The sequence below is a fragment of the uncultured Streptococcus sp. genome, assembly GCF_963516515.1.
In the GTDB taxonomy this organism is placed as follows: domain Bacteria; phylum Bacillota; class Bacilli; order Lactobacillales; family Streptococcaceae; genus Streptococcus.
Map to the genome: position 1 here is coordinate 1 of NZ_CAUQCJ010000032.1, position 22,251 is coordinate 22,251.

Consider the following 22,251-nt stretch of genomic DNA (forward strand, 5'->3'; position numbering starts at 1 on the left):
CAGGAACCATTGAACGGATTATTTTTGAAAATCCCAGCAATTTTTATCGCATCCTTCTCCTAGAAATCGAAGATACGGACGCAGCGGATTTTGATGATTTTGAAATCATTGTTACAGGAACCATGGCTGATGTGATTGAGGGAGAAGACTATACATTTTGGGGGCAAATTGTCCAGCACTCCAAGTATGGGGAACAACTGCAGATCAGCCGTTATGAACGCGCAAAACCAACTAGCAAGGGATTGGTTAAGTACTTTTCAAGTAACCACTTCAAGGGAATTGGTCTCAAGACAGCTCAGAAAATCGTGGACACCTATGGTGACAATACCATTGACGAAATTCTGCAACACCCAGAAAAGCTAGAAGGTATCTCAGGGCTCTCTGCCAAAAATCGCGAGGCATTCGTCTCCACTCTTCGTCTCAACTACGGAACGGAGATGGTTTTGGCAAAGCTAGCCAACTACGGCATTCCCAATAAACTAGCCTTCCAGATTCAAGACTTTTACAAGGAAGAAACCATTGATGTGGTTGAAAATTATCCCTATCAGCTGGTTGAGGATATCAAGGGTTTGGGATTTACCATTGCTGACCAATTAGCGGAGGAACTAGGCATCGAAAGTCAGGCTCCTGAACGCTTCCGTGCTGGTCTAGTTCATAGTCTTTTTCAGGCCTGTATGGAAACAGGGGATACCTATGTTGAAGCAAGAGATTTGCTTGAGCAAACCCTTACTCTCCTTGAGTCTTCCCGTCCTGTGGAACTAGATCCCAGCCAAGTGGCCCAAGAACTCTCCTACCTCATTGAAGAAGACAAGGTTCAGCAGATTGACACCAAGATTTTTGACAACAGCCTCTTTTTTGCTGAAGAAGGTATCCGCAGTCACTTGGTTCGTATCCTTGAAAAAGGGAAACAGAAGAGCCAAGATATGGAAACCATTCAAAAACATATCACTACTGTCGAGCAAGAACTAGGGATTGAGTATGATAGCATTCAAAAACAGGCGATCTGTGACGCTATCCAGAACAAGGTCTTTATCCTGACAGGTGGGCCTGGTACTGGTAAGACAACTGTTATCAATGGGATTATCGCTGTTTACGCCCTCTTAGAAGGACTCGACCTCAGGAAAAAAAGCAACCTGCCCATTCTTCTTGCTGCTCCAACTGGCCGAGCCGCTCGGCGTATGAATGAATTGACAGGTTTGCCTAGCGCGACCATACACCGCCATTTGGGAATGACAGGGGACGATGATACCAGTCATCTGGAAGATTATCTGGATGCCGACTTTATCATCGTAGATGAATTCTCCATGGTCGATACTTGGCTGGCCAATCAACTCTTCTCCAACATCTCTTCTAACAGTAAAATCCTCATCGTGGGAGACAGCGACCAGCTACCGTCTGTCAGTCCTGGACAGGTTCTAGCGGACCTGCTTCATATTCCTTTGATTCCTCAGACTCGCTTGGAAAAAATTTATCGGCAAAGCGAAGAATCAACCATCGTCACCCTAGCTAGTCAGATTCGACAGGGCATCTTGCCAGCTGATTTCACCCAGAAAAAAGCAGACCGTTCCTACTTTGAAATTGCTAGTGGCCATATTCCTGCCACTATAGAGAAAATCTTAGGCGCTGCCCTCAGAAGTGGCATCCCTGCCCGTGATATCCAAGTTCTGGCTCCCATGTACCGAGGGGCGGCAGGGATTGATGCCATCAACCAGCTCATGCAAGACCTCCTCAATCCACCACAAAAAAACCAGCTCAGTTTTGAAGCTCCCCAGTGCCACTATCGGAAGGGCGACAAGGTTATTCACTTGGTCAACGATGCTGAAATCAATGTCTTTAATGGGGATTTAGGAGCTATCACAGACCTGATTCCCGGTAAATATACCGAGTCAAAACAAGACGAAATTGTCATGGATTTTGATGGCAATGAGGTCTCTTACCCACGTAACGAATGGTACAAGATTCGCCTAGCCTATGCCATGAGTATCCATAAATCACAGGGAAGTGAGTTCCCTGTTGTCATCCTACCGATTACCAGTGCTAGTAGGCGTATGCTGGAGCGAAATCTCATCTACACAGCCATTACACGCGCCAAAAGCAAGCTTATCTTACTAGGCGAATTACAGGCCTTTGACTATGCTACCCAGCACATCGGAACTGCCCGAAAAACCTATCTGATTGAACGCTTCAGTGATTTACTGGAGAATGTTGAAGAAAAGCAAACAGCTATCTATGAAACTGCCACATCAAGCGACTCTGAACAATCCTACATCCTGACAGAAGAAAACTGGGACAGCATCCCAGCCATGATTGGGATTACAGACGCAGATCTCAAAGAGATTTTTAGAAAATAGTGCATCAGAAAACCCACCTAGTCAGGTGGGATTTTTGTTTATGAATACTCAATGAAAATCAAAGAGCAAACTAGGAAGCTAGCCGCAGGCTGTACTTGAGTACGGCAAGGTGAAGCTGACGCAGTTTGAATTTGATTTTCGAAGAGTATAAGATTATTTAACTGTTGCTGTGCTCGTAATCAATTCAACAGCTTTTTTAATTGTGATATCGTGTTTCAACATATCAGCTGAAAGCAAGCTTTGTACTTGAGCCACTTCCATGTTGTAGTCTGTTGCCAATTGCTCGATTTCTTTTTGGATTTCTTCTTCTGAAGCATCAAATCCTTCAGCTTTAGCAACTGCTTCGATAACAAGGTTAGTCTTAGTACGTGACTCAGCTTCTCCCTCGTATTGTTTGTGAAGGTCTTCTTGAGTAGTTCCAGTGATTTGGAAGTACATATCAGGGTTGATACCTTGACGTTGCAAGTTTCCAAGGAATTCGTTTACTGAACGGTGAACTTCTTCGTGGATCATTTCTTCTGGAAGTTCTACGATTTCAGCGTTTTCTACAGCTTTATCAATTGCTGCACCTTCAACTGCATCTTTGTATGCTTCTTCTTTAGCAGCAGCCAATTCCTTGCGGTATTTTTCTTTCAATTCAGCAAGTGTTTCAACTTCTTCATCGATGTCTTTTGCAAGCTCATCGTCAAGAGCTGGAACTTCTTTAGCTTTTACTTCGTGGATAGTTGTCACGAATTTAGCTTCTTTACCTGCAAGATCTTCTGCTTGGTAGTCTTCTGGGAATGTTACGATAACATCAACAGTTTCACCAGCTGAGTGACCTACCAATTGGTCTTCGAAACCAGGGATGAATTGACCTGAACCAAGTCCAAGTGAGAAGTTTTCACCTTTTCCACCGTCAAATTCAACACCGTCGATAGAACCAACGAAGTCGATGACAACAGTGTCGCCGTTTTCAGCAGCAGCTTCTTTGATAACCAATTCAGCCAAGTTGTTGCGTTCGCGTTCGATACGCTCTTCAACGTCAGCGTCAGTTACTTCTTTTTCTACATCAACTGATACTTCAAGGTTTTTGTAGTCACCCAATTTTACTTCAGGTTTTGTAACAACTTCAGCAGTGATAACCCAGTCTTGACCTTTTTCCATTGAAGTTACGTCAATTTTTGGTTGAGCAACCACTTCAAGACCAGCTTCTTTTACAGCTGCTTCATAAGCGTTTGGCAAAAGAGCGTTCATAACGTCTTGGTAAAGTGACTCTTCACCAAATTTTTTATCGAAGATAGGGCGTGGAAGGTGACCTTTACGGAAACCTGGAACATTAAGAGATTTCTTCACTGAGTTGAAGACACGATCCAATTCTGGTTTGATTTGGTCTTGAGAGATAGTGAAAGTCAAGACACCACGGTTTGTTTCTTTGTTTTCAAATGATACAGACATTCTGTCATTTCTCCTTAAAATTTTTTAAATACAGTCTATTATAACATAAACGAGCGACTTTTTTCAAGTAATGACTGCGCTTTTCAATCATGCTGGAAGTACGGTTTCTTCTTAGTTTTCTTTAGTTTTCGAATATAATCTTATAAAAGATGCTTAATGATGGCTGATTACAGTAAAAAACGAATCGCCCAAACATCCCTCATTAGGCGATTCGTTTTTCTTATTTAACCACAAGAACCTTGTAATATTCATACTTATTTGGCTGTGTAATCTTAATTTTTTGACCATAGAAACCATCGATTTCTTTATCAAAATAATCTATAAATCTTGATGGTAAGCGTTTTATCTTAAGAACCTCACCAGATTGGTCTGCATATACAAGGAAATGATAGTGGGTTGTAGACATACCGTCATCAATCAATACAAAGTAACCTGTTTTAAGCTTACCATTAGCTTCATCTAAATAGTATAATTTATTGTTATTGATTGTGAAGCTAGTAGATGGAAGTCTAAGTCGTACACCTGGGTCTTCTAGATAAAGATCATTGCCAACTTTTTTGATTTCTGATCTAGTTGTCATCTCTGGAAGTGGTAATACTCTACGACCATCTGCTCCAAAGTAATATCGACCTGGCAGATTTTGGAAATTACGAATAACAGCTGTAGGATCAATTTCTTGTCCTTCTTCTTTATTATCCACTAAAGCTAAGGTAGTATTTGCAACCTCATCCCCGTATTTGTCGGAAAATTTCTTGAACTCAGGTTTGATATACCAAGTGTTTTTATCCACGATAACATCAGTAAAGTTATTTCCGTCAAATTTTGCTGTAATCAGATATTCATATCCATCGCCTAAACGAACAATGTCACCATTTTTATAAGGGCTATTTTTTAAAGTCAACATATAGCCATCCTTACCAATGATATAACTTTCTCCATCGCTGGCTGGAACAGCTCTGTCTGCGACCATAGCACCTGATTTTTCAAAGTAAGACCATTTGCCATTTGCAGTCGCCCATCCTGTTGCCATAGCGCCACTGCCTTTGAGGTAATACCATGTAGACCCTTCTTGGTACCAACCTGTACGCATGGCGCCACTATCTGCTAGGGAATACCAGGTATTGCCTTCCTTGTACCAGCCAGTACGCATAGCACCACTATCTGCTAGGGAATACCATGTATCACCGTCTTTGAGCCAGCCTGTCTGCATATTACCAGAATCGTCAAAATAGTACCAAGAACCAGCATTTTGTACCCATTTATTTTTAGCAAGACTGCCATCTTGTGAAAGATTCCAGTCAGCACCATTTTTAACCCAAGTATCTGCAGCCTGTGCTTGGTTGATAGACAAAAGTAGACCAGCACCTGCAAGCAAACCAAGTGTAAGTAGTTTAGATTTTTTCATAGTTATTTCCTCTTTTATTGAATAGCTATAAGAGGACTTCCCTCTTTATTTAGCTATATTCTAATACTTTTCATAGCCAAAACCAATAATATTATGAAAAACTAGACAATATTACCAATATCTACGGATTGTATTTTGATCCATTCCGTATTGATTCATATAAGAAACATCTTGACCTCTATCTGGAGCATGAACTACCTTGCCACCACCAACATAAATACCCACATGTTGATTTGAACCTTGGTCGCCATTGTACAATATTAAATCTCCAGGAAGTTGTGAGCCACTATATATAAATTGCCCTCCTTCAGCTTGTTCTTCAGTTGTTCTCCCAATATAAATATCAAACTTAGCATGAATAGCCATCGTAAATCCTGAGCAATCTACGCCACTATCCAAATCTGCCCCACCCCAAACATAGGGGATTTTACCTACAAAGGTTTCTGCATATTCAGCTACAGCTTCTCCTTTATTTTCAACTAGAGCTCCACTTGTCCTAAAGAAATAAGGGGTGCCTCCAACTCGATTATAACCAGTTAACATAGCACCATCATTTGAAAGATAATACCAATTACCATCTGGGTTAATCCACTCATTTGATTTCATCCAACCTTGATCATCAAAATAATACCATTTCTCATCTAACAATTCCCAATGTTTAGCATACCCACCTGAACTATATTTGAACCACCAGCGACCATCTGTTTTCATCCAAGTTCCTTTATCATCTCTATTTTGATTAAATGCTATTTTTTCTTGATTACCTTCTACTTGAGTTAATTCTCTGGGAGAAAATCCTACCAACTTAACTTGTTCCGCATCTTCAACCTTAATTTTACCTTCTTTAACAAGTTGATCAATTGCTTCTTTCTCGCTTGTATACTGTGAAGTTGTTTGTGATGTAGTCACTTTAGTGGTAGACGTTGTAGTTTCTGCACTAACTACATAAGTAGTTGATAACAAAGCTCCTGAAGTAAGTAATAAAGCTGCATAAGTAATATATTTTTTCATGACAAAAATCCTTTCTTTTAAGTTAATGTTTATTGGAACTACTAACAAAGTTAATATTATAAATAACTTCTAATAATGGTTAAGAGTACAACAATTCTATGTATTTTTTATGTGACATTACTTTGATTTAGATTACGGAAACATCATCTCATCCTTTTTCTTGTTTAATTTCCTAAAAACCAAGTTAAAAAAGATATAAAAATTGGTAAAACGTAAGTAAAATTAGTAATCCTTTTCATAGTCTTTAACACCTTCTTTCCACCATCATTGCCCACCCCACATCTTTATGATATACTAAATATAAACATTTTCTTAAAACTTCTACTTTTGGAACATTTCTGGAGGCAAAAATATGCGGTGGGATATTGGTTCAGTTTATAAATACATTCGTAAGTCAAAAGGGATTACACAAAATGAGGTCTGTGGGGACTACATTACTCATTCTAACTTATCGAAGTTTGAAAATAATCATTCTACTCCTAGGTATGATACTATGGAGTTGTTGTTGAGGCAAATTGATATGTGTTTCGATGAATTTCATTATATTTGTCAACATTACCAAATGGATTCTCGTAAGAAATTATTTTCAGAATACTATCAAGTCATTTCTTCACCTAATCTAGAAGAAATGAAGACACTGCTATCAAAATGTCAAATTTATCTAGATGATGTGCAGAATGATATCCCAATAGAACATGCTGTGAAAGAACTAACCATTTTTATAGAAGTGATTGAAAATCAGTTTTCCGATAAAGCTCAAGCCTTGGCTGAGGAGTTATGGAAAGAATTGGAAAAAAGAGATCAGTGGTTCCTCTCAGATTTACGATTGCTAGTGATGATTATTTTCCATTTCCCTATTGATTCACTAGAAATGCTACGTCAAAGACTTGTAAAATCTCTAAATAAATACACAGATTATCGCCCAGTTCAAAGTATTCATTACTCCATTCTAGCCAATATGACACGAATGTACCTTGAAGCAGGGAAGAAAGATGCCTGTCTATGCTTAATTCAAGAATGTCTTGATTTATCAAAAAAAATGAAACGATACGATTTATTGGGTGTAGCTCAAGTACGTCTGGGAATCGTTACTGAGGAACATGCTATGATTAATAAAGGACTATCCTTACTCGAATCAACAGATGAAAGTCGATTACTAGAGGAAATGAAAAAAGAAGTTCGTGATTATTATCAAGTAGATTTTTTTGAAATAGAGACCAAACAATAACTATTACATTATGAATAAAAGCGAACATGACTTCCTAGAAAACGAAGCTGTTCGCTTTTTTTATTTTACTATGTCAGATAGTTTATTTCACAACAGAAACATTTCCTGTTGAACTGTCATATCGAACAGTTTCTCCATAAAAACCGGAAAATCCTTTTTCAATATGACCACGGAAATCATTAGGCAAAACTTTCATCTTCACGATTTCACCAGATTCATCTGCATAGCCCAAAATATGGTGATCTTTATATAATAATCCGTCCATAAACATTGTGAAATATCCAGTTACAAGTTTACCATTATGATCATTGGCAGCTCTTAGATAAAGTTTATTGTCATTAATTGTCAATCCAGATGAGTCTAGACTAATAACTGGACTTGAGTTTTTAAGATAAAGTTCAGATCCAACTTTTTGAATAGGGAAGTGAGTAGTGAATTCTGGTAGATTCGCAACCTTACGTCCATCTGCTCCAAAGTAATACTTATTTGGTAAGTTTTGGAAATTCTTTATGACAGCTTTAGGATCAATTTCTTCCCCTGGTTTTTTATTATCAGTAATTGCATCTAAAGTATTTCGTTTTATATCGCCAATCTTTTGATAAGAAAAACGTTCAACAATAGGTTTGATATACCAGGCATTCTTTTCGATAACAACTCCATCTTTCTTATGAACAAGGTGATAGTCATAACCATCAGACAAAGTAACGATATCTGTAATAACTGTATCATCAAAAGGATCTTGTTCAACCTGACTTGGAAGTTTGGTCAACATATAACCATCCTTACCAATGACATAACTTTCTCCATCGCTGGCTGGAACAGCTCTGTCTGCGACCATAGCACCTGATTTTTCAAAGTAAGACCATTTACCACTTGCAGTCGCCCATCCTGTTGCCATAGCGCCACTGCCTTTTAGGTAGTACCAAGTTGATCCTTCTTTGTACCAACCTGTACGCATAGCGCCACTATCTGCTAGTGAGTACCAGGTGCTACCTTCCTTGTACCAGCCAGTACGCATGGCGCCACTATCTGCTAGTGAATACCATGTATTCCCATCTTTGAGCCAGCCTGTCTGCATGTTACCAGTACTGTCGAAGTGATACCAAGAGCCAGCATTTTGCACCCATTTATCCTTAGCTAGACTGCCATCTTGAGAAAGATTCCAATCAGAACCATTTTTAACCCAAGTATCTGCAGCTTGTGCTTGGTTGATAGATAAAAGCAGACCAGCACCTGCAAGCAAACCAAGTGTGAGTAATTTAGATTTTTTCATAGTTATTCCTCCACGAATTGAAACTGAGAGATAGAGTTAGTTTGACCATATTTTTATAGCACTCTTAAAGAGATGAAATAAAGACCTTAACGCTCTAGTGACCTTATTTTAATGATTTACAGGGACATGATTTTAACCCCCTTTTGAGTTTATATCAATCTTTTTTATAGTCAATATATTATTTTATCTATTTATAACTCTATTCTACTCCCCTATAAAATGAATGTCAACAAATAACATAAAAATATTGTGAAAAAAATATTTTATCACGCTAGTTGTACTTACTCGCTTCTTTGATACTAAATCAAGTCATTTCTCCAACATTATTTTATATAACTGCTAAAACTCTTCATGTCCCACCAAGTGGTGCTGAAAAGCATAGACCGCTGCTTGGGTGCGATCGCTAACCTCAAGTTTGGCAAGAATGTTGGACACGTGGGTCTTGACCGTCTTGAGAGAGATAAAGAGTTCATCTGCGATACGCTGATTTTCATAACCCTTAGCAATCAGTTGAAGTACATCTCGTTCACGTGCAGTCAGGTCCTCATGTAGTTCTATGTGATTGCGGTGGTATTCGACCTTCTTGCTGACCTCTTGCTCAATGGCCAGCTCCCCAGCAGCCACCTTACGGACGGCATGAAGCAATTCATCTGCACTAGAAGTCTTGAGCATATAGCCACGAGCACCTGCATCTAAGACGGGCATGATTTTTTCATTATCCAAATAAGAGCTCACAATCAAAATCTTGGCTTCAGGCCATTCTTTGAGGATAGCCAAGGTCGCATCAATTCCATTCATCTCAGGCATGACAATATCCATGACAATGACATCCGGACGCAATTCCAAGGCCAACTCAATGCCTTGAGATCCATTGGATGCCTCACCCACAACTTCTACATCATCTTGGAGGTCAAAGTAGCTTTTCAAGCCCAATCGGACCATTTCATGGTCATCTACTAGTAAAATTTTCATCTTTACTCCTTTATCATTCCTTATCAATCAGGGGAATACGGATATCAACTGCCAGTCCTTGCTTGGGAGCTGTCAAGAGTTGAACTGTTCCAGCTATATCTTCGACCCTCTCCTTGATATTACGGAGTCCATAACTCAAGTCGTCTAAACTCCCTAACTGGAAACCAATCCCATTGTCCACCACCTTCAGCTGCAATTCAAAATCTGTCTGATAGAGATAGACATCCAGACAAGATGCCTGAGCATGGCGAAGAGTATTGCTGATTAACTCTTGCAGGATACGGAAGATATGCTCCTCGATTTTCTTAGGCAATTTCGTCACATTTTGCTTAAGACTAACTCTGAGATCACTCTTGTCCTCAAGCTCTTTTAGGAGAATTTGAATCCCCTCTATCAAGCTCTTCTGTTCCAATTCAACCGGTCGCAAATGCAGGAGCAAGACTCTCAAGTCCTTCTGGGCAGTTTCTAAAATAGCTGTGACACTCTGCAACTGGGTCTGCATCTTTTCTCTATCCAATTTCAAAGCCTGCTGGCTGACACCTGACAAAATCATGTGGGCCGCAAACAACTCCTGACTAACGGTATCGTGCAAATCCCGAGCAATCCGCTTTCGTTCTTTCTCGATGATTTCCTCTTCCTGAGTAAGACTGTGATTTTCAGACTTTTGAAGAGCTTCTGTCAAAAGATTAAGTTTCCCTGACAAGGACTTGAAGCTGGCATCCAAATCTGGATCAGCAACCTGAACCACTTCTTGCCCTGCCAATAAACGCTTGAGATTGGCCTTCATTTTTCTTAGAGAAAGCTCTTCAACACCTCTCCAAAACAGGGCCAAGAGACAGGTCATGGACATGCTGAATACCAACAACAAAAAGACAAATTTTTCTGTTTTTTCTACATCATGCAAGAAAATAGACCAGTCAAAGTCAAGGATTTCCAGCAAGCTGTGGGACAGAAATAAGACAAACAGGATGGAGGTGAGAGCAATCATTACATAGGCTTGTTTTTTCATCCCCTAATCACCTCAACATCCCCAATCATAGTGGTCAAGAAAATCTTGACACTCTTATTACTCTTGAGATAGTCTTTCGTTTCCTGATGATAGTGTTCATTACGGAGGGCTCGCTTGGGCTGATTGAAAAAAGTCAAATCACCATAGAGACAGTTAACGCTGAGACTGACTTCCACATCTACAGGCACAATGATTTTGGTCGTTCCTATCATCTTTCTGAGGATAATGACATTGTCATGATTGGTTAGGATAACCCTCTCCAGATGAATGGTGTCCTTGCCCATGAGGCGAAAGAGATTGATATCATCAAACTGGCAAGTCTGGTAGCTTGAAAAATGATGGAGATTGCCAAACCAACGATTTTTCTCCTTCTTAACCGTTACCACCTCTTCAAAAACCAAATTGGTCTGCTCTTTTTCCTGGTTCATCATCGGATAAAGAAGAAAGAGGCTATAAATGACCCCAACAAAAATAGCTAGAATCACAAAGGGATTGAGCATGACGATGAAAAAGAAGAGAATGCTTGCCACCACTAAAAGAAGATTATTGCCCTCTTTACCAGTGTAATAGCGAATCAAAAGCAAAAAGAGGAATAAAATCAGCAGAAAACGCGAAAAATGCTCTGATACCATCAAAATCAGAGCTCCTGTCAGAAGACAGGCTTCGATAAATAAAAAGATTTTAAATTTTCTCATAGGTTCATCCTCTCCCTTCTATTTTATCACAATTCAAAAAAGTCACCTCGGTCTGAAGATGGAAAAAAGGCGATGGTTACGCCTTTTTCATCTGATCCTTTGCTTCTTTTAATTTTCCATAAAGAAGATAGTCTACTTTTTGTAGATCTGCTATGGTGGCACAATTAAGGGCACACATGATGAGTCGTAAATCATCTTTCCAGCCTTGGACAATGCCAATCACTTCTTCAACTGAATAGGTTTCAACCAATTCCAGAACTGTTCGAGACAGGCCTACAGCCTTGGCACCAAAGACCAAGCACTTAATCATATCCAGCGGATTCCGAACGCCACCACTGACCAAGAGTTCAACCTTGTCTTTCCAGTCTTGGGCATTGAGAAGGGCTTGCATGGTGGACTGGCCCCATTGATTGAGGTAATCACGTTGACCACTGCGGCGGTTTTCAATATAGGCAAAACTGGTGCCACCACGACCTGACAGGTCAAAGGTTCGAACACCCAGTTCATAGGCTCTTTCGATGGTCTTCACATCCATCCCAAAGCCGACTTCCTTTAAGACAATAGGAACGGGGATTTGCTTGCTATAGTCTACTAGATGCGATTGCCAGCTTCTGAACCTTCTTTCTCCCTCGGGCATGAGCAACTCCTGCATAACATTGACATGCACCTGCAGGAGAAGAGGATTCATCTCTTCTACAGTCCGAAGTCCCAACTCAACAGGCTTGTCTAATCCAATATTGGTTCCAAGAAGGAGATTTGGATGGCTAGACTTGACAGAAAATGAGTCATCTGTTGGATCTTTTAGGGCTGTGCTATAAGAACCCGTTACAAATAAAATACCACAGGCTTCCGCCACCTGAGCCAACTTTTGATTGATTTCTCGGCCTTTATCACTCCCCCCTGTCATGGCATTGATATAAAAAGGAAAATCCCACTTTCGACCTGCAAACTCTGTGGAAAGATCGATTTCATCCAGGTCGTAAAGAGGTAAGGAAGAATGAATCAACTCCACCTCATCAAAGCTATTATAGGAACTTTTCTGCTCAAGGGCATAGCGGATGTGCTCGTCCTTACGATTTGTCGTCATGTCCTATCCTTTCTTGGTATAAGAGCTCAATCCCCAGATCGGCCCAGCGATTTTTTATGGTTTCAGTTGATTGCACATCAAAACTCAAGGCAATGCCACAGTCACCACCACCAGCACCGCTACTCTTGGCAACAGCCTGCAAATCTTGGCTAGCTGTCTTCAACTGTCTAAGCGAAGGCGTGTAAATATCTGCGCTCAAGCCTTCTAAAAGCTGACTTGCTGTTTCCACCTGCTCAATGATTTTTTTGGCTTTTCCTTGCTCCAAGGCTTCTACCAAAGTAGCCACTGTTTCTTTTGAGGAACTTAAAAAATTCTGACTGATGTTTTGCTTGATTTGCTGGACCATGTGACTCGATACAGCCACTTCCTTGGTCCATCCCACTAGGAAATCACATTCTAGGGCAGGTTGTACGTGTGAGATTGAAAAGCCCCAATCACGCTCTAAAACAGTCGCTAAGTTTTCTTCTTCCAACCAAGTAGCCACCTTTTGGCGATCAAACGACTGGTAGAGAACCAAATCCTCTGCCACAATACAGGCAAGGTCCCCCATAGAGCCATTGTCTCCTCGCTTGAGCAAGACAGCACTGGCCAGCTTGAATAAGAGTTCTTGATCAACCGAAAGATCATAGAGAGCAAACAAAGCCTTGATGACCAAAACAACGACGCTACCGCTAGAACCCAGTCCAAACTTTTTCCCTTCTCGTTCCATTTTTCCACAGATTTCTAGAGAAAAAGGTCTTAAAGTTTGACCTAGATAAATCAAGAAATCCTCTACTAAAGCAATCGTTTCTTGAATCAAGCTATAGTCAGGATTTGGCGTTAAGTCTACTGCGAAATCAAACAGATCTGAGTAGATACGGTAACTATCAGAGAAAGCAATCTCCCCCTTCATATAGATGGGAATATCCTTTATCAAGGCCAACTGCCCTGGTTCTAAAATAGCATATTCGCCTGCCCAATAGAGTTTTCCGCAAGTTTTAACAGCAATCATCTTGGCTCAAATCCTTTGTTTTTGACACAATCAAGCGATAACGTTGACCGAAGATTTCTGATAAATGCTCCAAGTCTTTCTCCTGACAGAGGACCTTGACATTGGGACCAGCATCCATGGTAAAGTAGCAGGCCTCCCCTTGCTCACGAAGCTGGCGGACAAAGTCCATGGCTTCACAGCTTGCATCGGTCAGATAAGAAAAGGCCGGTGATGCTGTTTTGGTCGTAGCGTGCATAGCAAGGGCATTTTTCTCCGTTAATTCCCCAACCTTGGCAAAGTCATTTTCCTTGAGATAAACCAGCATATCCTGATAATCCTTCTCAGACTGACGCACCCAGTCATCAAAAGTCGTCGAAGTTTCCACACAAAGTTTCATCCCGTCACGGCTGGAGATTGGTTTTTTCTTGTCCTCTAGCACCAACATAATCATAGCTAGTTTCAAGTCTGTCTCTACAGGGTAAATTTCCCCACTATCCTTATCCCAGGCACCTAGTGGCCCATAAAAACTCCGAGAGGACGACCCTGAGGCAAACTTAGCCTCCTGCGCCAACTGGCTCCGATTCAAACCAAGCTTGAAATAAGCATTACAAGCCTTGACCAGGGCGGACAAACCACTAGAACTTGAAGACAGGCCCGCTGCGGTAGGCATATTGTTTTGAGTATCGATACGAACAAAGCCCCCACCAGCTGGACGGTAGCGGTCAATAATTTTACTCATTTTAATATGCTCAGCCTCATTTTGTAGCTGACCATTGATGTAAAAGGCATCAGCTGTCGCATCCGTCGGTAGAGATGACAAAGTCGTCTCCGTGTACATATTTTCCAAAGTCAAAGAAATACTGCTAGTAGCAGGCACCATCTCTTTTTCTTTTTTCTTTCCCCAATATTTGATAATAGCAATATTTGCGTAAGAACGTACTGTTACAGGCTCTCTATCCATGTCTGAACAGCTCCTTTCTCTTCTAATCTTTCTGCTAGTTCTTGAGCTTGAGCCAAATTGCTTGCCAAGGCTATGATACAACCTCCAAGCCCACCACCGCTCATCTTGGCACCCAGAGCACCATGGCTCAGAGCCGTTTCTACCAGATGGTCTGCCTCAGGGCTACTGACACCAATTTCTTTTAAATGTAAATGCGCTTGACTGAGGATTTGTCCCAATCCTTCAGCATCTTTTCGTGAAATCGCTTCTTCTGCCTGCCGAGTCAATTCTCCCAAGGCATGCAAAAACGGCAGAGCATCCTTACCCTTGCTTTGAACCACTTGGATGGCTTCACGAGTATGACCATAAACACCCGTATCGGCAATTATCAAATAGGCGGATAAATCCATCTCAAGCTCTGTAAATCCTACGTTCTTGATAAAGCGAATAGGTTGGTCACTGAGACAGGTCTTAGCATCTAAACCACTAGGATTCATATGGGCAATCATCTCCGCCCGATTGACCAAGATTTCTAGTACATCATGAGGCAGGTCGGCTTGATAGTAGTCAAAAACCGCACGAATGGCCGCTATGCTGATAGCCGCTGACGAACCCATTCCCCGCTTCTCAGGGATAGCCGAGTCAATCTCACAGCGAATGCAGGCTTCTGTGATATCTAAATACTCCAGCGAAGCATAAACTGCCATGGACAAGGTATCTTCCTCATAGAGGCGCCAAGGACTCTCTGCAGGAACTACCTTACAAGTCACCTCCACCTCTAAGAGAGGCAGGGAAATGGCAGGATAACCGTAAACGACCGCATGCTCCCCTATTAAAATAATCTTACTATGTGCCTGACCGACACCAACTTTTTTTGTCATTTTTTCCTTTTGCTAGACGAAAAAGCCGTCCCATACTCAATGAAAATCAAAAAGCAAACTAGGAAGCTAGCCGCAGGCTGTACTTGAGTACGGTAAGGCGACGCTGACGTGGTTTGAATTTGATTTTCGAAGAGTATTATTTTTTCCTACAAGTATTTATTCTCTCCTATCTATTTTATTATATTTTCACAAAAAAAGCGATTGTTTCCTTCACAATCGCCTCTTTCATTATCGGATCCATTCGCCATTATAGTTGACAGAGTAGCCTTCTACAGTGGTATTCACTGCTAAAGCACCTGAACTATAAGCGTAGTACCATTTGCCATTGACCTGAAACCAACCTGTCGTCATAGAACGACGAAAGAAACTCCATACCGTTAGGTAAAGAGGAAAGTCGTGAGGGAGCATGCACCATTGACAACCTGTTTTAGTGACGTACAAAGTCGCATTAACAAGTACTCGTTTCGACCATTTATAGGTGCAGTGTTTGGAGAAATAGGGTTCAATCTTAGCCCATTCTTGATCGTTTAAATCAGTATCATATGCTTTGCGGGTCATAACTCTAGTTTAACATTTTTTTGTGAATACAGGTTCTAAATAATCGACCACGAAAATTTCTTAAGTGGAAAACGCCTTATCTTATGAAGTATGCTACGGGAAAGCTATAGTTTATTGAAGCTAGAATAGTACGCTATAGTTGCTAAAACATTTCTAGAAATTAAGTTAACTTTCCTAATCGATTTGTTCATTTCTTATTTCATTCTATTGTATACACTTAATTTGACAATTCAAGATGTAAAAATATATACTAATATTTGACAAGTCATCCTAAAAGAGTTATTATATTGATGTGTTATAGATTGATTGAATCTAACTAAAGGATCCTATTCAATCAATGTATATCACTTAAGGTTCATACAGCTACCCTTACCGGACAAAAACTGTAAATAATATTATGGGGGGTCAAACATGAGCACTCTAATCGAACTCGAAATGCTACCAAGTGAAAATACAAACGAACAAGATATGCTAGAGCTTTGTGACATCACATGTGGTGTCAGTTGTAGCGTCACTGGATAACTAATATATAACAGGCCTCTTTCCGCAAAACAGTCGAAAGAGGCTTATTTTATACTCTTCGAAAATCTCTTCAAACCACGTCAGCGTCGCCTTACCGTACTCAAGTACAGCTTGCGGCTAGCTTCCTAGTTTGCTCTTTGATTTTCATTGAGTATTATTTGTAAGGAGAAATGTATGGATTTTATAAAAAACAGTCTTTTGTCTAATAATATAGTATATACTGAAGATGAAGATTGGTGTTATATTGCAAAACAGAATCTTACGGTAGACCAAGGGTGGAAAATTCATATTAGCACCCAATTAAAAGATTATAAGAAAATATTCCGTATACTATTACCTTTTCTAATTAAACATCAATACTGCTTTAAAGTTTGTAAGAATATTCATAGACTAAAAAAGATTAACTCTCCCCGAGAAATATCACCAACTGCAAACAAATTTATTACAATCTACAATAATAGTTCAGGAGAGGCAAGAAGTGCTATTCTTGACTTAGTATCACTTCTTACAGAATTCAAAGCCCCTAGAATACTGACAGATTTTCAATGTGGACGCCACTCTCCTGTACATTATCGCTTTGGAGCATTCAAAAAAATTAGAAGATATGATAAACAAAACAAAAAATTACTTTATCTTATCAAAGATAATACTGGCAATTTCGTAGAAGATAAAAGGCTTAATTATCCAATTCTACCTACATATGTTAAACCTCTATTTACAAATCAAGAGCTAGAAGATTATTTTTTAGTTGATGTTAAAACTCAAAGTCAATCAAACACCCCTATTACAAACTATAATATGGAGTGTATACTAAAAAAATCCAACAGAGGAAATGTATATAGAGCCTCTCTAAGCTCAACTCACCAAAAAGTTATTATTAAGCAGTGTCGCCCATTCTTATCGTATGATTTTGAGGGGAAGTATTATGCTAACGATGAATTACGTAATGAAGCATTATTATTACAATCATTTGAATCCAAGACATATACTGGATACTTTATAGAAGATTTTTATATCTCAGATGATTACTTCGTAGTTCAAGATTTTATAGATGGAGTAGACTTACTTAATTTTTTGAAACAGTCAAACATCGATACAAACAAAAGAATAGGTATTATGAATAAAATAGTTGATATTCTAAATGATATTCATTCTGAGGGATATAAAATCGGGGACTTATCACCTTCAAATTTTCTATACTCTTCTAAAACTGATGATGTTTTTTTGATTGACTTAGAAAACTTAGAACCTATCATGACTACTGTACGTAATGTACACACACCTTTTTTTGTCAATCCTGATGTAGACTTAAAACAAAGTACTATTGGACAAGTGTATTTTGCTCTATGTATGCTAGGATATTCTATATTTACGAGTGGAACATTAAAATTTCTTAAAGGCGACTCTAAATATCATATAACTGTACTGAACAAAATAGAACAATTACTAGAACTATCACATACTCAAGGTCAGCTCACAGATGAGCAACTATTTTGGTTACAATATCTACTAAATTTAAGTCAAACAAATAATTTAGTCAAAATTAAAAAAATAGAGGAACATAAATATGATTACAAAACAGAATGTAATAGTGTTCTACGATTTTTACTAGATAAAACTGTAAATTCTGAAGGAAGGATCACTTCTTCAACAGAATTTGGAAATTTCGTAAGTAATTTATCATTCCAACACGGAATAGCTGGACTACTGTTTCCTCTAAATAAATTGTACCACCCAGAACTGGATTCTAAAATACTCTCTATCATCAAGAAGGCAGTGACAATTAGAACGACACACACATATGAATATCAATACTCACTGCTATTTGGTGATGCAGGCTATCTATGGTTACTCCTACATTTATTTTCTATCAGTAAAAATCAATACTATCTACAATTAGCAAACGACACCGCTAAGAAATTAATAGAGAATTATGATACTCTAGAGGAAATAGACTTTGCATTGGGAAAATCTGGTGTCCTATTATCATTAATAAAATACTATCAATTTACCAATGACAATACTCTTAAAATTTTCATCCACAATAGTATAGGGGAAATTTATCATTATTTCCTACAAAGAGATACAGCCAAAGAAACGATTTTAGACTATAGCTTTGCTCATGGATATTGTGGAATTGCATATGCTTTATTTGCCTATTCTAAAGTCTTAGAACCTTCTATGTTCTATAATGATCTCCATACATTCCATACTGAATTAAAAAAATTATTAGAAAAAGTTACTTCTAATACTGAAAATTTAGGAAATTTACAACTTTCTTGGTGCGAAGGAATTTCCGGAATAATCTTATATCTTTGTATGTACGATTGTGACGGAAACAAAGATATTATTAGTAAATATCAAGAATTTATTTTTAACCATCATCTAAAAATGATGACAGGATATTGCCACGGAATAACTAGCTTACTACAAACCACTGTCTACAATCAAAACAAATTACTGATGAAAAAAATCCAACAGGTAATTTTAGCATGTTCTGAACGAGATGAACACGGTTTACTGATGTTTCAAGGAGATAGTGGTAAAGCAGATTTGTTTGACTTCGGAATAGGAAGCATGGGGGTATATTGGTGTCTATTAAATAATAAATTCCCATTCGATGTGCAGACATAAGGGGAAAAGTATGAAATTATTTTGGACAAACAACATATATAGACAGTTGCTGCTAAACAGCTGTTTTTCATCATTCGGCGACAGTATTTTCTACCTCGCCATTATCAATTATGTGGCTCAGTACAATTTCGCTCCGCTAGCGATTTTACTGATTTCCATTTCAGAGATGGTTCCCCTACTATCTCAACTCTTTCTCGGGATTCTAGGAGATTTTCAAGAAAATAGAGTCAAACACGCACTCTGGATTTCCAAAATCAAAATCCTGCTCTACGCTATTTTGACAGTATTTCTCGTCTTGTCGCCCTTTTCATTAGTTTCAGTCATTATGATTGTCATCATCAACCTCATCTCTGACACCTTGAGCTACCTGTCTGCCTACATGATGAACGCCCTCTACATCAGTGTAATTAAGGACGACCTGCATGATGCCATGGGGTTCAGGCAGTCACTGATGAGGGCTGTCCGCATTGTTGCCAATCTGGCTGGCGCGTTCCTTATCAATGTTATGAGTATTCAAACTATTTCCCTTATCAACACTCTGACTTTTGTCATTGCCTTTTTGGGCCTGTATGTTATTCGACATACCTTGTATGAGGTTGAAAAAAGGATTGAAATGTCACATACAGCACTGACTTTTAAGAAATATTTTCAACATCTTAGACAGTCGCTGGCTGTGCTCCTGAGATTAAAAGAGACCGTCATACTACTGTTTCTGACGACCAGTATGATTGCCATCTTGGATGTGTCTCCTCGGCTGATTGCCCTCCGCTTCATCCAACAGACACTAGCACAACTGAGCATTGGGCAACTCCTCGCCCTGCTCTCCATCATCATTTCTTGTGGAGCTATCCTTGGCAATATGACCAGCAGTAATCTATTTAAAAATATCCGTTTCACGCACCTCTTGGTTTTCTGTGAGATTTCCCTATTGACTCTAATAACTAGTATCTTTTGTCAAGCCTATATCGTGATTTTCATGACCAGTTTCATCAGTTCTACGATTATCGGCATTCTCAGCCCTCGCCTACAAGCAGCTGTCTTTGCCTATATCCCCAGTGACAAGATGGGGACGGTGGGCTCTGCTCTGAGCACAGTGGACATTCTCGCCCCGTCTCTGCTCTCCCTATTAGCCCTATCCATAGCATCGGGCGTTTCGGTGCAGTTGGCATTGATATTTTTGTATCTTATTTTGATTACTCTTATCTTTTGTCAATGGTTAGTCAAGTTCAACACTCATAACTAACGAAAAAGCATGTGTAGATTTCACATGCTTTTAATCTCCCCAATCGTCAGGTCAAGTACAATAAGTCACTCCTTTGATTAAGCGAGTGTTCTAATATAATTATAAGCGCCCTGTCATTACCGAACCCATTCGCCATTATAGTTGACAGAATAGCCATCTACAGTCGTATTCACTGCCAGAGCACCTGAGCTATAAGCGTAGTACCATTTGCCATTGACCTGGAACCAACCAGTGACCATAGCTCCTGATAAACGGAGATAGTACCACTTGTTACCAAGGTATTGCCAGCCCGTTTTCATATCACCATTTTCAGCATCTAAATAGTACCAAGTTGAGCCTTCTTGATACCAGCCAGTTACCATTGCACCTGATAAACGGAGGTAGTACCACTTATTGCCAAGTTGTTTCCAACCAGTTTGCATTGTAGCAGTTGTTGGATCTAGATAGTACCAAGTTGAACCATCATTTATCCAACCTGCACGTCTTTCACCACCAATATAGTTTTCTCCATTAATTTCCGTTTTAGCTAGATAATACCAATTAGACTGGTCATAAAGCCAACCTGTCTCTAAAGAATGATTTTGATTAAAGTAATAGTTCGTGTAAAAACTCTTCTCTTCTTTATCTTCCGGATTTGTACGTTTTTCCCCATACTTTCTTCCAACACTGTCTTTAGTTTTAACCTCTAATGCTTTCCAACCAACAAACTCTTGTAGCACTCCATTTTTATCGAAATAGTACCACTCTGACTTTGGAAAACCTTCTAATCTGATACCATTTGGGTAAGGACCAATTGTACTACCTTTAGATGGAAACGGAATATATTGCCAGCCGACCACCATCTCTCCAGATAAAGGATCAAAATAATAGTACTTACCATCAATCACTCGCCAGTAGGTTTCTTTGAGTTCCCCCTTCTTGTAGTAGGTTCTACCATTTTCTTGGACAAATTGCCAACCTTCTGAATCAGCATCATCCGCCAATACTGCACTTGTCGCTAGCAAACCAAAGAAAAAGATTGCTAATGCAATTTGCATCAATTTTTTTATTATTTTCATTAGACGTATCCTCCTGCAAGAATTATAGTAAAAATTAAATTGTATGTCAATATGACGGCCTTATACTCTTCGAAAATCAAATTCAAACCATGTCAGCTTCACCTTGCCGTACTCAAGTACAGCCTGCGGCTAGCTTCCTAGTTTGCTCTTTGATTTTCATTGAGTATTAAAATAATGCGATAATAAACTATCATTTAATTCACTAGTAAAAAAGATAACATCTCCTTTCGGAGATGCTATCTTTTTGGGGGCGACTAGAACATAGTGTTCCAATCTCTTTTCGTTAAATTTATAGAATGTTTATCCTATAAATTATTTTATCAAGGTAATTTCTTACTCTTCTTCCTCGCGTTTTTTCGCGATAAGGAGTCCCCCTGTTGCTGCTGCAAGAAGTGCTAGAGCAAGTGAAGCGCTAGATTGTTCTGTACCAGTATTTGGCAACTCTTTCGCTCCTGCTTTCTTAGCTGGTGTTGCTGCATTTGAGCCTTGTTCAGCAGATGTAACTGCCTTACCAGCTGGTGCCACTCCATGTGAACCTTGTTCAGCAGATGTAACTGCTTTATCAGCTGGGATTACAGCTGTTGTACCATCTGGGAAGGTAACTGTTGTTGTACCATCTTTACCTACTTTAACATCTGTTGCTGTTGGGTTTGATTTCTTAACTGCTTCTGCTACCTTAGCTTTGTCTGCTTCAGTCAAGTTGCTTGGATCTACAACTAGTGTTACTGATGGATCTTTAACACCATCTGCATCCTTAGACTTATCATCTGCTTTATTAGCTGGGATTACTGCTGTTGTGCCACCTTTACCTACGTTAACATCTGTTGCTGTTGGATTAGATTTCTTAACTGTATCACCTGATGGGATAACGGCTGTTGTACCATCTGGGAATGTTACTGTGGTTGTTCCATCTTTGCCAACTTTAACATCTGTTACTGTTGGGTTTGATTTCTTAACTGCTTCTGCTACCTTAGCTT

The 22,251-nt window shown here is 39.4% G+C and carries 18 protein-coding genes; 4 read left to right on the top strand and 14 right to left on the bottom strand.

The genetic code is table 11. The features are described 5' to 3' along the window. Positions 1–2,351 (top strand): ATP-dependent RecD-like DNA helicase (locus RYL77_RS06935; protein ID WP_315010747.1); only part of this gene is annotated, 2,351 nt, incomplete at its 5' end. Between the two features lie 153 nt (positions 2,352–2,504). On the opposite strand, the gene tig is transcribed toward RYL77_RS06935, so the two are convergent. The 3 genes from tig to RYL77_RS06950 all read right to left on the bottom strand — a co-directional run bounded on the left by tig (position 2,505) and on the right by RYL77_RS06950 (position 6,204). Beyond that, positions 2,505–3,788: a trigger factor gene (gene tig / locus RYL77_RS06940; RefSeq protein ID WP_070479836.1), complete on the bottom strand. Its 1,284-nt coding sequence runs from the start codon at positions 3,786–3,788 to the stop codon at positions 2,505–2,507. Between the two features lie 220 nt (positions 3,789–4,008). Beyond that, positions 4,009–5,193 (bottom strand): N-acetylmuramoyl-L-alanine amidase family protein, encoded by a 1,185-nt coding sequence (locus RYL77_RS06945; RefSeq protein WP_315010748.1) that lies wholly within the window; start codon positions 5,191–5,193, stop codon positions 4,009–4,011. A gap of 111 nt (positions 5,194–5,304) precedes the next feature. Next, a complete protein-coding gene (locus tag RYL77_RS06950; RefSeq protein ID WP_315010749.1) occupies positions 5,305–6,204 on the bottom strand; it encodes an NlpC/P60 family protein in 900 nt (299 codons plus the stop codon). 352 nt (positions 6,205–6,556) lie between these two features. Here RYL77_RS06950 and RYL77_RS06955 point away from each other — a divergent pair, with 352 nt between their 5' ends. Further along, on the top strand, positions 6,557–7,432 hold the full coding sequence (locus RYL77_RS06955) for a helix-turn-helix transcriptional regulator (protein ID WP_315010750.1): 876 nt from the start codon (positions 6,557–6,559) through the stop codon (positions 7,430–7,432). 82 nt (positions 7,433–7,514) lie between these two features. On the opposite strand, the gene RYL77_RS06960 is transcribed toward RYL77_RS06955, so the two are convergent. From RYL77_RS06960 to RYL77_RS07000, 9 genes are all read right to left on the bottom strand, one after another. Continuing rightward, positions 7,515–8,705: an N-acetylmuramoyl-L-alanine amidase family protein gene (locus RYL77_RS06960; RefSeq protein WP_315010751.1), complete on the bottom strand. Its 1,191-nt coding sequence runs from the start codon at positions 8,703–8,705 to the stop codon at positions 7,515–7,517. A 339-nt stretch (positions 8,706–9,044) separates the two neighbouring features. After that, positions 9,045–9,677 (bottom strand): response regulator transcription factor, encoded by a 633-nt coding sequence (locus RYL77_RS06965; RefSeq protein ID WP_143952896.1) that lies wholly within the window; start codon positions 9,675–9,677, stop codon positions 9,045–9,047. Between the two features lie 13 nt (positions 9,678–9,690). Beyond that, positions 9,691–10,686: a sensor histidine kinase gene (locus tag RYL77_RS06970; RefSeq protein WP_315010752.1), complete on the bottom strand. Its 996-nt coding sequence runs from the start codon at positions 10,684–10,686 to the stop codon at positions 9,691–9,693. Next, on the bottom strand, positions 10,683–11,381 hold the full coding sequence (liaF, locus tag RYL77_RS06975; protein WP_315010753.1) for a cell wall-active antibiotics response protein LiaF: 699 nt from the start codon (positions 11,379–11,381) through the stop codon (positions 10,683–10,685). Before liaF ends, RYL77_RS06970 begins: the two co-directional genes overlap by 4 nt. Before the next feature lie 76 nt (positions 11,382–11,457). After that, positions 11,458–12,468, bottom strand: a complete 1,011-nt coding sequence (gene fni / locus RYL77_RS06980; protein ID WP_315010754.1) for a type 2 isopentenyl-diphosphate Delta-isomerase — start codon at positions 12,466–12,468, stop codon at positions 11,458–11,460. Beyond that, positions 12,452–13,459 carry a phosphomevalonate kinase gene (locus RYL77_RS06985; RefSeq protein ID WP_315010755.1) on the bottom strand — a complete coding sequence of 336 codons (1,008 nt, stop codon included), beginning with the start codon at positions 13,457–13,459 and terminating at the stop codon, positions 12,452–12,454. Before RYL77_RS06985 ends, fni begins: the two co-directional genes overlap by 17 nt. Further along, a complete protein-coding gene (gene mvaD, locus RYL77_RS06990; protein ID WP_315010756.1) occupies positions 13,446–14,399 on the bottom strand; it encodes a diphosphomevalonate decarboxylase in 954 nt (317 codons plus the stop codon). The genes RYL77_RS06985 and mvaD overlap by 14 nt, the downstream gene beginning before the upstream one ends. Then, entirely contained in the window at positions 14,381–15,259 is an 879-nt protein-coding gene (gene mvk, locus RYL77_RS06995; protein WP_315010757.1) for a mevalonate kinase, read from the bottom strand. The genes mvaD and mvk overlap by 19 nt, the downstream gene beginning before the upstream one ends. A gap of 228 nt (positions 15,260–15,487) precedes the next feature. Next, positions 15,488–15,817 carry a transposase gene (locus tag RYL77_RS07000; RefSeq protein WP_315010758.1) on the bottom strand — a complete coding sequence of 110 codons (330 nt, stop codon included), beginning with the start codon at positions 15,815–15,817 and terminating at the stop codon, positions 15,488–15,490. Positions 15,818–16,513: 696 nt separating this feature from the next. On the opposite strand from RYL77_RS07000, the gene RYL77_RS07005 reads away from it, so the two are divergent. Next, positions 16,514–18,973, top strand: a complete 2,460-nt coding sequence (locus RYL77_RS07005; protein WP_315010759.1) for a lanthionine synthetase LanC family protein — start codon at positions 16,514–16,516, stop codon at positions 18,971–18,973. A 10-nt stretch (positions 18,974–18,983) separates the two neighbouring features. After that, positions 18,984–20,216: an MFS transporter gene (locus RYL77_RS07010; RefSeq protein ID WP_315010760.1), complete on the top strand. Its 1,233-nt coding sequence runs from the start codon at positions 18,984–18,986 to the stop codon at positions 20,214–20,216. Between the two features lie 116 nt (positions 20,217–20,332). Here the strand turns inward: RYL77_RS07010 and cbpJ are convergent, their stop codons facing one another. Both cbpJ and RYL77_RS07020 read right to left on the bottom strand, forming a co-directional pair. Then, entirely contained in the window at positions 20,333–21,274 is a 942-nt protein-coding gene (cbpJ, locus tag RYL77_RS07015) for a choline-binding protein CbpJ (protein ID WP_315010761.1), read from the bottom strand. Between the two features lie 333 nt (positions 21,275–21,607). Next, a partial coding sequence (locus RYL77_RS07020; RefSeq protein ID WP_315010762.1) for an LPXTG cell wall anchor domain-containing protein occupies positions 21,608–22,251 on the bottom strand: 644 nt, incomplete at its 5' end.